The organism is Pseudomonas sp. P9_2 (genome assembly GCF_034008255.1).
In the GTDB taxonomy this organism is placed as follows: Bacteria; Pseudomonadota; Gammaproteobacteria; order Pseudomonadales; family Pseudomonadaceae; genus Aquipseudomonas; species Aquipseudomonas synxantha_A.
Map to the genome: position 1 here is coordinate 4547941 of NZ_CP125376.1, position 15271 is coordinate 4563211.

Here is a 15271-nt window from a genome sequence, read left to right on the forward strand (position 1 = left end):
AACCCTAACCATCAGGTTGAATCAGGAGACCGTAGCCATGGACAAAGTTGTCATCATCACCGGAGGCAGCCGTGGGATTGGCGCCGAGACGGCCTTGCTGGCCGCTCGCGAAGGTTATCGCATCTGCATTAACTATCAGTCGGACGAGAAGGCTGCCCAGGCTGTGCTTGAACAAGTGCGCGGCCTCGGCGCCCAGGCCATTGCGGTGCGCGCTGATGTCAGCATCGAAGATGAAGTGATAGCGCTGTTCAATCGCGTGGATGCCGAATTGGGGCGTGTCACGGCGCTGGTCAATAACGCCGGTACTGTGGGGCAAAAGTCGCGGGTCGACGAGATGTCCGAGTTTCGTATCCTGAAGATCATGAAGACCAACGTGCTGGGCCCGATCCTGTGCGCCAAGCACGCGGTGCTGCGTATGTCGCCTCGGCATGGCGGGCAGGGTGGCAGTATCGTCAACGTGTCGTCGGTGGCGGCGCGGCTGGGGTCGCCAGGTGAGTATGTGGACTACGCAGCGTCCAAGGGCGCGCTGGATACCTTCACCCTCGGTCTGTCCAAAGAGGTCGCGGGTGAAGGCATTCGAGTCAACGCGGTACGCCCCGGTTATATCTTTACCGATTTCCACGCCCTGAGCGGCGACCCGGACCGCGTCAGCAAGTTGGAGTCCGGTATCCCCATGGCGCGTGGCGGGCGTCCGGATGAAGTGGCTGAGGCGATAATCTGGTTGCTGTCGGACAAGGCTTCATACGCCACCGGCACATTCCTCGACTTGGGCGGCGGTCGTTAAAAAGACCGCACAATCCGTCCCAATGTCTCCATGGCTTTTTCCGAGGCCTCGTTCCATGGGCTGCCATAGTTCAAGCGTATGCAGTTTCTGAAGCGCTGGGTCGCTGAAAAAATCGGCCCCGGTGCGATGCTGATGCCCTGGGCCAGGGCCATCTGGAACAATTTCAGCGAGTCGGTTTGCTCCGGCAATTCCAACCACAGAAAATAACCGCCCGCCGGCTGGCTGACCCGTGTCTGGGCCGGGAAGTAGCGGGCGATGGCCGCCAGCATGGCGCTTTGCTGTTCTTCCAGGGCATAGCGCAATTTGCGCAGATGCCGGTCATAACCGCCGTGTTGCAGGTAGTCGGCGATCGCCGCCTGGGCCGGCATCGACGGGCACAGCGAGGTCATCAGTTTCAGGCGCTCGACCTTCTGCGCAAAGCGCCCGGCCGCGACCCAGCCGACGCGGTAGCCCGGTGCCAGGCTCTTGGCAAAGGAACCGCAGTGCATCACCAGCCCTTCGGTATCAAACGCCTTGGCCGGTTTTGGCGCGTGTTGCCCGTAGTACAACTCGGCATAGACATCATCTTCGATCAACGGCACCTGATGGCTGCGCAACAGCTCTACCAGCGCCTGTTTTTTGGCTTCGGGCAGGGTGGCGCCCATGGGGTTCTGGAAGCTGGTCATGGTCCAGCAGGCCTTGATTGGGTAGCGCTCAAGACTTTGTGCCAAGGCGTTCAGGTCAATGCCATCGCGCGGGTGCACCGGGATTTCCACGGCCTTGAGTTTCAGGCGCTCCAGCACTTGCAGGCAGGCGTAGAACGCCGGTGCCTCGATGGCAACCAGGTCGCCCGGTTCAGTCACGGCTTGCAGGCACAGGTTCAGCGCTTCCAGGGCACCGTTGGTGATCAGCAGCTCCTCCATGGGCAGCATCAGGCCGCCGACCATGTAGCGCAGGGCAATCTGCCGGCGCAGTTGCGGGTTGCCCGGCGACATGTCGGTGACCACCAGGCGCGGGTCCATTTCGCGGCTGGCGCTGGCCAGGGAGCGGGCCAGGCGCGGCAACGGGAACAGCATCGGGCTGGGGAAGGCCGAGCCGAAGGGCACTGTATTAGGGTCTTTGATGGAATCGAGTACCGAAAACACCAATTCACTGACGTCCACATGGGTGGACTCATGCACCTGCTCGCTCACCACTGGCTCGGAAAACGGGCTCGGTGCATGGGTGTTGACGAAGTAGCCCGAACGCGGCCGCGCGCGAATCAGGCCACGGCGTTCCAGCAAGTAGTACGCTTGGAACACGGTAGACGGGCTGACGCCGTAGGTCTGGCTGGCATAGCGCACCGACGGTACGCGCTGACCTGGGCCAAGGACGCCGGAGCGGATCAGTTCTGCGATGTCATCGGCGAATTTTTCGTAGCGTTTCATGGCAGCCTTAAACAGTTTTCAGTCTGTACGCCGGGTAAGTGTGTGTGGGAGCTTGCCCACGATTAGCATAGGTATCTACACATTTTTGGTACGGCGCTGTACCTGTGGCGAGGGAGCTTGCTCCCGTGACGACCAGTCAGCCAGCGCATATCTATCTGATGCTCCGAGATCCAAATGTGGGAGCGGGCTTGCTCGCGAAGGCGGCCAGGCAGCCGACCCAGTTATACCGAGTACATATCCATTGCTGCGGTAACGGCCACTTAGGGTTCCGCCCTGACGGCGGCTCGCTTTGCAAAAGCGGCAAAGTAAGCAAAACGCTCTTGCCCCACCACTCGGCACCTCGCTCAGGCTCGGTGTACCCGTAATCCGACAGCGTGGTTTGACGGGGCGCTTAAGATCAAAAGCAGATCAAGATCAAGAGCGGCTCGCTTCGCATCGTAGTTACGGGGTGTGCGGCAGCTGCAAAGTTATGTAAATACCCATGCCCCGATCAGGGTGTGTCAGTCAATACAGGTTTAACTGGCTTACGGCTACCTGGAGCAAGCCCCCTCCCACATTGGCGGATTGTCAGCGGTTCAACGGTGCGACGAAGCGACTGTCTGCGGCGCTGTAGATCCAGGGCTCATCCACATCTGTCACCTTGAAGCGCAGGCTCTGCGAGCTGCTCGCCGGCTTATCGGCCAGCAGTGCCACTGACACCGGTATATCGACGATTTCTCCGGGCGCGAGGCTGAGCCGGGTCTTGCCCTGCAACTGGAACCCATCGGCATCCACCAGCTCCACCCGATAGTCCTGGCGTTGCTGGGTCTTGTTGATGACCTTGAGGCTGTAGATGTTCTCGATCAAACCCTGGCTGTTTTCGCGAAACATGCCGCGGTCCTTGGTGACATCCAGCGACACCATCGGCCGTTCAATCAAGGCCACCACCAACGCGGCAATCATTACCAGCAGTACGGCACTGTAGCCGATCAGGCGCGGCCTGAGCAGATGAGTCTTGCCACCCTGCAGTTGGTGTTCACTGGTGTAGCTCACCAAACCACGGGCATAGCCCATTTTGTCCATGATCGAGTCGCAGGCATCAATGCAGGCCGCGCAGCCGATACATTCCATTTGCAGGCCGTCGCGGATATCGATGCCGGTAGGGCACACCTGCACGCACAGCTGGCAATCAATGCAATCACCGAGCCCTGCATCGGCTGGCTGCACTTCGCGTTTGCGCGGGCCACGGCGTTCGCCGCGGGCGGTATTGTAGGAAATGGTCAGGGTGTCTTTATCAAACATCACGCTTTGGAATCGCGCATACGGGCACATATGCATGCACACCGCTTCGCGTAACCAGCCGGCATTGATGTAGGTAGCGCCGGTGAAAAACAGCACCCAGAACAGGCTCACCCCGCCGATTTGCCAGGTCAGCAGTTCGACGGCGAGAGGACGGATGGGCGTGAAGTAGCCGACAAAGGTCAGCCCGGTCAGCACGCTGATGCCCAGCCACAGCGTATGTTTGGCTGAGCGTCGCGCGAGTTTGTTCAGGCTCCACGGGGCCGCCTGCAGCTTGATACGCTGGTTGCGCTCGCCCTCGGTGATCTTTTCACACCACATGAACAGCCACGTGAACGAGCTTTGCGGGCAGGTATAGCCGCACCAGACGCGGCCGGCAAACACCGTGATCGCAAACAGGCCGAAGGCACAGATGATCAGCAGCGCCGAGAGCAGGATAAAGTCCTGCGGCCAGAAGGTGGCGCCGAAAATGTGGAACTTGCTGTGCGCCAGGTCCCACAGCACGGCCTGGCGCCCACCCCAGTTCAGCCAAACGGTGCCGAAAAAGGCCAGGAACAGCAAAGCCGCTCCGCTGACACGCAAGGTGCGGAACAGGCCGGTAAAGCTGCGGGTATGGATCAGGTTATCGCTGGATTTGGCCTTCACCTTCTTTGGGTGTATGGGCTCAAAGGTTTCCACGGTTGGGATTCGTTCGCTCATGGTCGTTCGCTCATCAGCCTCCATCAGGCCAATGCACTATGGGCGACGGGCTGTTTGCATAACAGACTCAGCTAGGGCGATATAAAGCGGATCAGATGGGCTGGATGTATCCGTCTGCGTCAATGTGCTGCACCCCAGCGTCAATAAGGTGCAGCGATCGATCGCAGGGGCTGACGCAGATCAATTAAATCACCGAACCCGGTTCGTCGGCCTTCACATGCTGACGGCCATCGGTGGCGCCTTCAACCGTCAGGGCGTCCGCCTCGGCTTCGGTGATGTAGATGCGAGAACCCGCCAATTCCAGATAAGACATGGCTTTGTCGTGATCGGTAAGGATGGTCACTCGGGTGGCGGGCAGGCTTTGTTCCTGGCCGTTTTCGTCGAGCGTGAAGTAGCACAGATGATTTTCGATGCGTACGGTCATGACGATCTCCGTTTTGTGAACTGTGCAGCGTTAGGCGACTGCCATGCGCACGGGTTCCGGGCAACTGACTGGCGGTCTGTGCGGTCTATTCTTTACTCATAATAAAAGGAGCGCATCCATGGACGTCTGGTGGCAACAAGTGTGGCAAACCCTGCAAGCCGAGTTCGCCGACATCGCCGATGCCCGGCAACTCACTCAAGTGACTGTGCGCCTGCTGATCGCTGCGATCCTGGGTGGCATCCTGGGTTTTGAGCGTGAACACAAGGGCAAGGCGGCGGGCGTGCGCACCCATATGCTGGTGGCGCTTGGCGCGGCGCTGTTCGTGCTGGTGCCGCAGATGTCCGGCAACCAGGCAGACGCCATGAGCCGGGTGGTTCAGGGGGTGATTGCGGGCATCGGCTTCCTTGGCGCCGGCACTATCCTCAAGGGCAAGGAAGATGAAGAAGGCCAGCATGTGAAGGGCCTGACCACGGCTGCCGGGTTGTGGATGACCGCCGCCATCGGGGTGGCGGCGGGCATGGGGCGTGAATCGACGGCGGTACTCAGTACGTTGCTGGCGCTGGCGGTGTTCAGCATCATGCCGAGAATCGTCAAGTTAGTGGAAAAGTGATACCCAGCCATCAGGTCATGATGTTGCTTTGGCGCACCTCACCAAACACCTTCAGTACAAAGGATGGCTTGCCTGGAGCGTCAGCAATGACTACCACGCTGACTTTGTTATTGGGCGAATATTGAATCTGTATCTCCCCGTTCGACTCCGGGGTGCGTTCAACCCATCGCAGCGAGGCGTTCAACTGTTTCTGAATGCCGGTCAGGTTCAATTTGTCTTGGGATTTGAAATTCCGGATCTCTTGAGGAGACTCGAGTGTGGATTCGCTGACAGAGCGGAAGCTGTACGTTGCAGGGCTGTCGTGGCCAGTGTCGGAGGCCGCTGGCGGTGGCGTGGCATCGGCTTGCGACGCGTCGAGTTTTTCCTTGGCCAGCGAATCGCAGGTATTGCTTAAGGTTTTATAGGTCGAGTCCATCCTGGAATAATGTTGTTTGATTTTGGCTAACTCAGCGAGTGAGTTATCGAGACGGCCAAAAGAGCTCGAGGCGTCGCCGTCAAATGCCCCGAGCAGGGCCTCGATATTTTTAAAGGCGAATTTATTCATTACCTCTTCTGTTGTTTTATGCTTGGCTGAGTTCAGGTTCCTGGCACCGGCATTGAGCACGACGCTCATCTCTTCAAATTTTTTGCGGTTTGCCTTGGCGTCGGGCCCACGTAACGCTGCGCGCCTGTTTTCTGGCTGAAAAATCCATTCGAGTTCGGACTTGATTGCACGAGATTGGGCAGAGTCCGGATTGCCCTGTAGCGCGTTGATTGTTTCCGGGGTCAATAGTGTATGAGTATCGCTCACGCGTTTCGTCGCGTCTGCGTGTTGCTCAGGAGAGGTCTGATTGGAACGCGTGTCAGGCGATTGCTGTGCACGGTCCGGTGCCTTGGGCGTAACGGACCAGTTCGGGCCAGCGTTGAGCAACGCATCCACCTGCTGCTGTGTTGGCCGGCCCTGAGCGTGGGCGCCGCTGGAGTCTCCAGGTGGCGATGGCTGCGTGCCGGAAAGGTGCTGAGGGTTGATAGTCGACATGGTGTCCTCGCGATAGGATCAGAACTTCCCATCGGAAGATGGGTTGAGTGCGAGGTAAATATATAAACCCGCAGTCACGCGAGCATTCAGGCTTGTTCCCAGTGTCTGTAGGAGAGTTCGTTTTTTTGCGGCTCGCTCGAGCTGAAGAACAGCCTGGCCCCTCCCGAGCGAACCTCCATCATTGTGACTCAGACGATAACCGGCGGCGTGGTCGTGGGCGGTTCTTGCGCTGCGGGTGGCTCATCTTCAGGGGGTTCCTGCTTTGGCGCCGGCGTCGGCTCCGAAGGCGGCAAGGGCGGGGCATCGATATTCGGATCTTCGGGCTCAGGGGGTATTGGGATATTCATCAGTGTGGCCTCCTTTGTGCTTGGCTCTATGGGTGGACCATTGCCTTGGGGAATTGATTCCCCGCCCGGCGGCCACATATCCACCTGAACTTTTGCCGCGCGCCCAGGCTCGGACTTTAAACGGCCCTGCTCAGGGAGAGCGTCGCCGTACTTGAATTCGGATCAAGCAAAGAGCGTCCACGGGGCGTAAGGGGAAGATGCTCGATGACTGCTGAAATACTGGCTCCAGAGGGCTGCGCACTGCCGTTGTCGCAAGCGCTGTTGTTACCCAGGATCGCTATCGAAAGCACCATGCCGGTGATCGACAAGGGGGAATTTGCCGTCAAGGCCGTGGTCGGCCAGCGCGTCAATGTCACCAGTAAAGTATTCGCCGATGGCCACGACAAACTGGCGGTGCTGATCCGCTGGCGCGCGCTGGAGGATGAAAGCTGGCACAGCGTGGTCATGACTGATGTCGGTAACAATGGCTGGGAGGGCGCGTTCACCGTCGCCCACCTCGGCCCGCATGAATACTGCATCGAGGCATGGATCGATACCTTCGCCAGCTTCTGCTATGAACTGCGCAAGAAACACGAGGCCGGGGTGCCGGTCAGCCTTGAATTGCAGGAGGGCCGTAGCCTGGTGTTGCAGGCCGCCGAGCGCAGTGACAACGAATTGCGCGACCGCTTGATGTTGTTGCACCACGAATTGTCGGGCCTGCTGGAAACCGAGCAGGTGGCGTTGTTCCTGCACGAAGACAGTGCACACTTGATGACCCAGGCCGATCATCGCGCTTATCTGAGCATCAGCCCGGCCTACCCGATTGACGTAGAGCGTGAGGCGGCGCAGTTCGCCAGTTGGTATGAGCTGTTTCCCCGTTCGATCACCGACGATCCGGCCCGCCACGGTACATTCAACGACGTGCACTCGCGCTTGTCGATGATCCACGACATGGGCTTTGACGTGCTGTACTTCCCGCCGATCCATCCCATCGGCCGCAGCCACCGAAAGGGCAAGAACAACTCACTCACCGCCGGCCCCGATGATCCGGGCAGCCCCTATGCCATCGGCAGCGAGGAGGGCGGGCACGAGGCGATTCACCCGCAACTGGGCAGTCGTGAGGATTTCCGTCGCCTGGTCAAAGCCGCTGCCGACCACGGCCTGGAAATTGCGCTGGACTTTGCCATCCAATGCTCCCAGGACCATCCGTGGCTTGAACAGCACCCTGGCTGGTTCAACTGGCGCCCCGATGGCACGATTAAATACGCAGAGAACCCGCCGAAAAAGTATCAGGACATCGTTAACGTCGATTTCTATGCGGCGGATGCGATTCCGGGCTTATGGACAGAGCTACGCGATATTGTGGTGGGTTGGGTGGAAGAGGGCGTGAAGACCTTTCGCGTCGATAACCCCCACACCAAGCCGCTGCCATTCTGGCAATGGCTGATCAGTGATGTCAGGTCCAAATACCCTGAGGTGATCTTCCTCGCCGAAGCCTTTACCACTCCAGCGATGATGGCGCGCCTGGGCAAGGTCGGCTATTCCCAGAGCTACACCTACTTCACCTGGCGCAATACCAAGGCCGAGTTGAGCGAGTACCTGACCCAATTGAACCAGTCGCCGTGGCGCGAATGCTACCGACCGAACTTCTTCGTCAATACTCCGGATATCAACCCAGGCTTTTTGCACCAGTCCGGACGCCCTGGCTTCTTGATCCGTGCCGCGCTGGCGACCATGGGCTCGGGCCTGTGGGGCATGTATTCAGGCTTTGAACTGTGCGAAGCCGCGCCAGTGCCGGGCAAGGAGGAATACCTGGATTCGGAGAAGTACGAAATCCGCCCGCGGGACTTCACTGCCCCCGGCAACATCATTGCCGAGATCGCCCAACTCAACCGTATCCGTCGGCAGAACCCGGCCCTGCACACACACCTGGGCCTCAAGCTCTACAACGCCTGGAACGACAACATCCTGTATTTCGGCAAGCGCAGCGAAGATGGCACCAACTTCATCCTGGTGGCGGTCAACCTCGACCCCTTTAACGCTCAGGAAGCCCATTTTGAACTACCGCTGTGGGAGCTGGGCCTGCCGGATGACGCCCAGACCCAGGGTGAAGACTTGATGAACGGCCACCGTTGGACCTGGTACGGCAAGACCCAATGGACACGGCTTGAACCGCAGATGCCCTTTGGAATCTGGCGCATCACCCATTCCCCAGGCTGATGGAGATCCCCTGTGGGAGCTGGCTCGCCTGCGATAGCGATTTGTCAGCCACCATTTCAGGTACTGACAGACCGTTATCGCAGGCAAGCCAGCTGCCACACTGGATCGCATTCCGTCTGCAGAACTTTAGTGTTTTCAGGAGTTCCCGATGGCGAAGAAACCCAAGACAGCCACCTTCATCAAAGACCCGCTCTGGTACAAGGATGCGGTGATTTACCAGGTTCACGTCAAATCCTACTTTGACTCCAACAATGATGGCATCGGTGACTTCCCCGGGCTGATTGCCAAGCTCGACTATATTGCCGACCTTGGCGTGAACACCATCTGGCTATTGCCGTTCTACCCCTCGCCACGCCGCGATGATGGCTACGATATCGCCGAATACCGTGGCGTGCACAGCGACTACGGGACCATGGCCGATGCCAAACGCTTCATCGCCGAGGCGCATAAACGCGGGCTGCGGGTGATCACGGAGCTGGTGATCAACCACACCTCCGACCAGCACCCTTGGTTCCAGCGTGCGCGCAAGGCCAAGCCTGGCTCGGCGGCGCGGGATTTCTACGTGTGGTCGGACGATGACCAGAAGTACGACGGCACGCGCATCATTTTTCTCGATACCGAAAAATCCAACTGGACCTGGGACCCGGTCGCCGGCCAGTACTTCTGGCACCGCTTCTACTCCCACCAGCCCGACCTCAACTTCGATAACCCGCAGGTCATGAAGGCCGTTCTGTCGGTGATGCGCTATTGGCTGGACCTGGGCATTGACGGCCTGCGTCTGGACGCCATCCCCTACCTGATCGAACGCGACGGCACCAACAACGAAAACCTGGCTGAAACCCACGACGTCCTCAAGCAGATTCGCGCCGAAATCGATGCCCATTATCCCGACCGGATGCTGCTGGCCGAAGCTAACCAATGGCCCGAAGACACGCAGCTGTATTTCGGTGAGCGTAAAGGCGATGACGGCGATGAATGCCATATGGCCTTCCACTTCCCGCTGATGCCGCGCATGTACATGGCGCTGGCCCAGGAAGACCGCTTTCCCATCACCGATATTCTGCGCCAGACCCCGGAGATTCCCGCCAATTGCCAGTGGGCGATTTTCCTGCGCAACCATGATGAGCTGACCCTGGAGATGGTCACCGACAGGGAGCGTGACTACCTGTGGAACTACTATGCCGCAGACCGCCGCGCCCGAATCAACCTGGGTATTCGTCGCCGCCTGGCGCCGCTGATGGAGCGTGATCGTCGCCGTGTCGAGTTGCTCAACAGCCTGTTGTTGTCGATGCCGGGCACGCCGACTCTGTATTACGGCGATGAGATCGGCATGGGTGACAACATCTACCTGGGCGACCGCGACGGTGTGCGTACGCCGATGCAGTGGTCTATCGACCGCAATGGCGGCTTCTCCCGTGCCAACCCGGCCAGCCTTGTATTGCCGCCGATCATGGATCCGCAATACGGTTATCAATCGGTCAACGTCGAGACCCAGGCCCAGGACCCGCATTCGTTGCTGAACTGGACCCGGCGCATGCTCGCGGTGCGCAAGCAGTCCAAGGCCTTTGGCCGTGGCAGCCTGAAAATGCTCTCGCCGACCAATCGGCGCATCCTGGCTTACACCCGTGAATACACAGGGGAAGACGGCCACACCGAAATCATCCTGTGCGTGGCCAATGTGTCGCGCAGCGCCCAGGCAGCGGAGCTGGACTTGTCTGCCTTCGCCGGCATGGTGCCGGTGGAGATGCTCGGCGGTAATGCCTTTCCACCGATTGGCCAGCTGAATTTCCTGCTGACCCTGGCGCCCTATGGCTTTTATTGGTTTGTGCTGGCGACGGAAAACCAGATGCCGAGCTGGCATGTGGAACCGGCGCAGAGCATGCCCGACTTCACCACTCTGGTACTGAAAAAACGCATGGAAGAATTACTCGAAGAGCCTTGCCGCACCAGCCTGGAACAAGCCTCATTGCCAGCCTGGTTGCCCAAACGTCGCTGGTTTGCCGGCAAAGACACGGCGATCGACAGCGTGCGCATCACTTACGGCGTACGGTTTGGCGACCCACAGCACCCGGTATTGCTCAGTGAAATCGAGGTCAGCAGTGGTGGTCAGGTCAGCCGTTATCAACTGCCGTTGGGCTTTCTCGGCGAAGATCAGGTGAGCAGCGCCTTGCCCCAGCAATTGGCCCTGGCCCGGGTGCGACGTACCCGCCAAGTAGGGTTGGTGACCGATGCCTTCAGCCTTGAGCCTTTCATCCGTGAAGTCATCCAGGCCATGCAGGCAGGGACCGTGCTCAACTCCAGTGAGGGCGATCTGCGGTTTGAGGCGACCGGGCACCTGGCCGGGCTGCAACTGACTCACGAATCGCCGGTGCGTTACTTGTCTGCCGAGCAGTCCAACAGTTCGGTGGTGGTGGGCGAAAGCCTGGTGCTCAAGCTGATTCGCAAAGTCAGCGCCGGGGTACACCCGGAGCTGGAAATGAGCGCCTACCTGACCGCCGCCGGCTACCCGAATATCTCGCCTTTGCTGGGCTTTATGAGCCGCCGCGACGCGCAGGGGCAGGACAACCTGCTGATGATTGCCCAGGGCTACCTGAGCAACCAGGGCGATGCCTGGAGCTGGACCCAGAACAACCTGGAGCGGGCGATCCGTGACGAGTTGGCCGAGGCTATTTCTGAACAGGAGCAGCACTACAACGCCCTTGGCGAACTGGCGGATTTCGCCGCGGCGCTCGGCCAGCGCCTGGGGGAAATGCATGGGGTGCTGGGTGCGCCAACGGATGACAAGGACTTCAAACCGCAAATCACCACCGCCAAGGATACTCAGGCCTGGGCCAAGGATGTCGGCGCGCAGATCGAGCGTGCGCTGCAATTGCTCAAGCTTCATCAAAGCCAGTTGAACCCCGCTGACCAGGCGTTGGTCAGTGAGTTACTGGTGCACAAAAAAGCCATCGCCGGGCATGTCCAGGCATTGGCGAAGGCCACGGTCGGCGGGCTGCGGATTCGTGTCCACGGTGACTTGCACCTGGGCCAGGTGCTGGTGGTCAAGGGCGATGCGTACCTGATCGACTTTGAAGGCGAACCTGCGCGGCCGTTGCATGAGCGGCGCGGCAAGCACAGCCCCTATAAAGATGTGAGCGGGGTGCTGCGCTCCTTTGACTACGCGGCGGCCATGGCCCTGAATGTGCAAGCAGTGGATCAGACACCGCAAGCCAACACCGCGCGCAAGCGCGTCACCGACCGCTATCTGAGTGAAGCCCGCCAGGCATTTACTCAGGCTTATCAGACGGCGACGTCTACACTGGCGCATGACTGGCAGGATGCCAACGGCCAGGACGCAGCGCTGACGTTGTTCAGCCTGGAAAAGGCTGCGTACGAAGTGGCCTACGAAGCGGAAAATCGCCCGACCTGGTTGCCGGTGCCCTTGCAAGGGCTGCATGGCTTGCTGAGCGGGCTTACACCTAAATCGAAACCTGTACGCGGTGGGGAGACGTCATGAGTTTTACACATAAAGAACCGCTGCAGCCCAAGTTGACTGCATTGCCGGCGTCCAAGGACGTCGAAGCGCTGGTGCGCGCCGAACACCCGGATCCGTTCTCGATCCTGGGCCCGCATGACGACGAGCAGGGCGGGCAGTTTATTCGCGCCTTTCTGCCCGAGGCGCTCAGCGTTCAGGTACTCAGCCGGGATGGCGGTGAAGTGCTGGGCAGCCTCGATGCAACCCAAGTGCCAGGCTTGTTTGTCGGGCAATTCAGCACGCGCCAGCCGTACCTGCTGAAAATCCAGTGGGCGGGCGGTGAACAGATTACCGAAGACCCCTACAGCTTCAGTCAATTGCTGTTGGGGGAAATGGACCTTTACCTGTTTGCCGAAGGCAATCACCGCGACCTGGGCAGTTGCCTGGGGGCCCAGGTGACCAGTGTCGATGGCGTGCAAGGTGTGCGCTTTGCGGTGTGGGCACCGAATGCGCGGCGGGTTTCGGTAGTGGGCGATTTCAATATCTGGGACGGTCGCCGCCATCCGATGCGCCTGCGTCACCCCTCCGGTGTGTGGGAGATTTTTATCCCGCGTTTGCAGCCGGGCGCTGCCTACAAATACGAAATCCTCGGGGCTCATGGGATCCTGCCGCTCAAGGCCGACCCGGTGGCGCTGGCCACTCAACTGCCGCCCGACACGGCCTCCAAGGTCGCCGTACCGTTGCAGGTGGACTGGCAAGACCATGATTGGATGCAAGCCCGGGGTGACAAGCAGAAATCCACGGCGCCCTTGTCGATCTACGAGCTGCACGTGGGCTCCTGGCAGTGCGAACTGGACGAGGCCGGCGAGGTCGCCCGTCAATACGGCTGGCGTGAACTGGCGGAGCGCTTGATCCCCTACGTGCAGCAACTGGGCTTCACCCATATCGAGCTGATGCCGATCATGGAGCACCCCTTTGGTGGTTCGTGGGGCTATCAGGCTTTGTCGCAATTCGCCCCGAGTGCACGCTTTGGATCGCCCGAGGATTTCGCCTGGTTCGTCAATGCCTGCCACCAGGCGGATATCGGCGTGATCCTCGATTGGGTGCCGGCGCATTTCCCCACCGATACCCACGGCCTGGCGCAGTTCGACGGCACAGCGCTGTACGAGTATGCCAACCCGCTGGAAGGCTTTCACCAGGACTGGGACACGCTGATCTACAACCTGGGCCGTACGGAAGTGCACGGCTTCATGCTGGCCTCGGCCCTGCACTGGCTCAAGCATTTTCATGTGGATGGGCTACGGGTGGATGCGGTGGCCTCGATGTTGTACCGCGATTATTCGCGCAAGGCCGGCGAGTGGGTGCCCAACCGCCATGGCGGGCGCGAGAACCTGGAAGCCATCGATTTTCTGCGGCATTTGAACGACGTGGTCGCCCTTGAAGCGCCCGGCGCGCTGGTGATCGCCGAGGAATCGACGGCGTGGCCGGGGGTCAGCCAGCCTACCCAACAAGGTGGCCTGGGGTTCAATTACAAGTGGAACATGGGCTGGATGCATGACTCGCTGCATTACATCCAGCAAGACCCGGTGTACCGCGCCCATCATCACAACGAGCTGAGCTTCGGCCTGGTATATGCGTGGTCCGAGCGGTTTATCTTGCCGATCTCACACGATGAAGTGGTGCACGGCAAGCACTCGCTGATCGACAAGATGCCGGGAGATCGCTGGCAGAAGTTTGCCAACCTGCGCGCCTATCTGAGTTTCATGTGGATGCACCCGGGCAAGAAGCTGTTGTTCATGGGCTGCGAATTTGGCCAGTGGCGCGAATGGAACCACGACCAGCAACTGGACTGGTATCTGCTGCAATACCCTGAGCACCGTGGGGTGCAGAAGCTGGTGGGCGACTTGAACCGCCTGTACCGCGAGGAGCCGGCGCTGCATGAACAGGATGATGCTCCCCAAGGCTTCCAGTGGCTGATTGGCGATGATGCGATCAACAGTGTTTACGCCTGGCTGCGCTGGAGCAAGGACGGCCGGCCGGTGCTGGTGGTTGCTAACTTTACCCCGGTGCCGCGTGAAGGCTATGCGGTTGGGGTGCCGTACGGCGGGCGTTGGAGTGAGGTGATCAACAGTGATGCGGACACTTACGCCGGTTCCAACTTTGGCAATGGGGGAGAGGTGTTCACCCAGGATGAGCCGCGTCATGGGCAACCGGTGTCGCTGTCGTTGAACCTGCCGCCGTTGGGCGTGTTGATTCTGCGTCCGCAGGAGCTGTAAGGGCGCTGGATTGGCGGATGCAGTTGTTCCCGATACTGGCAGGGTGCCACAATGGCGCCTTTGCCGTCGCAATCGACACAGGCGCATTGCATGAACAGCTTTGGGCATGGGCAAGATCAGGATCCCATCATCGAGCAGCAAGTGCGAACCGACCGGTTGCACCAACTGTTTCGCCAGTCGTTCTCGGCCGTCTTCGGTAGTTATCTGGGGGCCGCCATGCTCTGCTGGCTGTGCTGGGATCGCTTCGATCATCGAATCATTCTGGTATGGCTGGTGCTGCTGGGTTGCTCGTCACTGCTGCGCCTGCACATGTTCGTGCAGTGGTTTCGTTGCCCCGACAGCGAGCGCACCCCAAAGCGTTGGGAGCGGCGTTACTGGATCACGCTGATGTTGTCGGCGGGCATCTGGGGAGGTGGGGCGCTGGCGGTGATGCCGGTTGATGACCGTGTGTCCCAGGTACTGGTGATGCTCTTTACCGTAGGGATGTCAGTCAGTGCGGTGTCCTGCTACTCGGCCTATCGCTACATGACCTTGAGTTCGATGGCGTTGGTGCTGTTGCCCTGTACGCTGTGGCTGTTGTTCCAGCCGGCGCCGATGCAAGTGGGTGTGGCCCTGGCGGTGCTGGTGTTTTCGTCCTTTGTGGTGACGGCCACCTGCAAACTGTCCGATGCGCTGGAAAAAGCCTTCCGCCTGAGTCGGCAAATGGAGCGTACACACCGTCTTTCAACCCGCGCGGCCCAAACCGATGAGCGCGACGGGTTTGAAGACCTGCACCG

The 15271-nt window shown here is 59.8% G+C and carries 10 protein-coding genes and 1 pseudogene; 6 read left to right on the plus strand and 5 right to left on the minus strand.

Features of this window, described 5'->3' with window-relative positions; translation table 11 throughout:
* The first annotated feature begins 37 nt into the window (after positions 1-37).
* A complete protein-coding gene (locus QMK52_RS20275) occupies positions 38-784 on the plus strand; it encodes an SDR family oxidoreductase (protein WP_005788564.1) in 747 nt (248 codons plus the stop codon).
* Here the strand turns inward: QMK52_RS20275 and mapR are convergent.
* The 3 genes from mapR to QMK52_RS20290 all read right to left on the minus strand — a co-directional run bounded on the left by mapR (position 781) and on the right by QMK52_RS20290 (position 4591).
* On the minus strand, positions 781-2190 hold the full coding sequence (gene mapR / locus QMK52_RS20280; RefSeq protein ID WP_005788562.1) for a GntR family transcriptional regulator MpaR: 1410 nt from the start codon (positions 2188-2190) through the stop codon (positions 781-783). The two genes, QMK52_RS20275 and mapR, sit on opposite strands and share 4 nt — an antisense overlap.
* A 567-nt stretch (positions 2191-2757) precedes the next feature.
* The gene (gene ccoG / locus QMK52_RS20285; RefSeq protein WP_005788560.1) at positions 2758-4167 is read right to left on the minus strand and encodes a cytochrome c oxidase accessory protein CcoG; all 1410 of its coding nucleotides are present in this window, start codon (positions 4165-4167) and stop codon (positions 2758-2760) included.
* Between the two features lie 184 nt (positions 4168-4351).
* Complete coding sequence (locus QMK52_RS20290) at positions 4352-4591, minus strand: DUF3203 family protein (RefSeq protein WP_005788559.1); 240 nt, start codon at positions 4589-4591, stop codon at positions 4352-4354.
* A 118-nt stretch (positions 4592-4709) separates the two neighbouring features.
* Here QMK52_RS20290 and QMK52_RS20295 point away from each other — a divergent pair, with 118 nt between their 5' ends.
* Complete coding sequence (locus QMK52_RS20295) at positions 4710-5201, plus strand: MgtC/SapB family protein (protein ID WP_005788557.1); 492 nt, start codon at positions 4710-4712, stop codon at positions 5199-5201.
* 10 nt (positions 5202-5211) lie between these two features.
* Here the strand turns inward: QMK52_RS20295 and QMK52_RS20300 are convergent, their stop codons facing one another.
* Entirely contained in the window at positions 5212-6219 is a 1008-nt protein-coding gene (locus QMK52_RS20300) for a M10 family metallopeptidase C-terminal domain-containing protein (protein WP_194438381.1), read from the minus strand.
* Between the two features lie 188 nt (positions 6220-6407).
* Positions 6408-6566 (minus strand): hypothetical protein, encoded by a 159-nt coding sequence (locus tag QMK52_RS20305; RefSeq protein WP_164699486.1) that lies wholly within the window; start codon positions 6564-6566, stop codon positions 6408-6410.
* Between the two features lie 204 nt (positions 6567-6770).
* On the opposite strand from QMK52_RS20305, the gene QMK52_RS20310 reads away from it, so the two are divergent.
* The 4 genes and pseudogenes from QMK52_RS20310 to QMK52_RS20325 form a co-directional block, all read left to right on the plus strand.
* Entirely contained in the window at positions 6771-8765 is a 1995-nt protein-coding gene (locus tag QMK52_RS20310) for an alpha-1,4-glucan--maltose-1-phosphate maltosyltransferase (protein WP_005788553.1), read from the plus strand.
* A 148-nt stretch (positions 8766-8913) separates the two neighbouring features.
* Positions 8914-12261 carry a maltose alpha-D-glucosyltransferase gene (treS, locus tag QMK52_RS20315; protein WP_320403304.1) on the plus strand — a complete coding sequence of 1116 codons (3348 nt, stop codon included), beginning with the start codon at positions 8914-8916 and terminating at the stop codon, positions 12259-12261.
* On the plus strand, positions 12258-14495 hold the full coding sequence (gene glgB, locus QMK52_RS20320) for a 1,4-alpha-glucan branching protein GlgB (RefSeq protein ID WP_005788551.1): 2238 nt from the start codon (positions 12258-12260) through the stop codon (positions 14493-14495). The genes treS and glgB overlap by 4 nt, the downstream gene beginning before the upstream one ends.
* 51 nt (positions 14496-14546) lie before the next feature.
* Positions 14547-15254 (plus strand): annotated as a pseudogene (locus QMK52_RS20325) (GGDEF domain-containing protein); the annotation flags it as partial.
* Positions 15255-15271 lie beyond the last annotated feature (17 nt).

Excerpts from the sequence above, each read along its gene's own strand:
- QMK52_RS20275 (WP_005788564.1), top strand. The coding sequence starts at position 38 with ATGGACAAAGTTGTCATCATCACCGGAGGCAGCCGTGGGATTGGCGCC.
- mapR (WP_005788562.1), bottom strand. The coding sequence starts at position 2,190 with ATGAAACGCTACGAAAAATTCGCCGATGACATCGCAGAACTGATCCGC.
- ccoG (WP_005788560.1), bottom strand. The coding sequence starts at position 4,167 with ATGAGCGAACGAATCCCAACCGTGGAAACCTTTGAGCCCATACACCCA.
- QMK52_RS20290 (WP_005788559.1), bottom strand. The coding sequence starts at position 4,591 with ATGACCGTACGCATCGAAAATCATCTGTGCTACTTCACGCTCGACGAA.
- QMK52_RS20295 (WP_005788557.1), top strand. The coding sequence starts at position 4,710 with ATGGACGTCTGGTGGCAACAAGTGTGGCAAACCCTGCAAGCCGAGTTC.
- QMK52_RS20300 (WP_194438381.1), bottom strand. The coding sequence starts at position 6,219 with ATGTCGACTATCAACCCTCAGCACCTTTCCGGCACGCAGCCATCGCCA.
- QMK52_RS20305 (WP_164699486.1), bottom strand. The coding sequence starts at position 6,566 with ATGAATATCCCAATACCCCCTGAGCCCGAAGATCCGAATATCGATGCC.
- QMK52_RS20310 (WP_005788553.1), top strand. The coding sequence starts at position 6,771 with ATGACTGCTGAAATACTGGCTCCAGAGGGCTGCGCACTGCCGTTGTCG.
- treS (WP_320403304.1), top strand. The coding sequence starts at position 8,914 with ATGGCGAAGAAACCCAAGACAGCCACCTTCATCAAAGACCCGCTCTGG.
- glgB (WP_005788551.1), top strand. The coding sequence starts at position 12,258 with ATGAGTTTTACACATAAAGAACCGCTGCAGCCCAAGTTGACTGCATTG.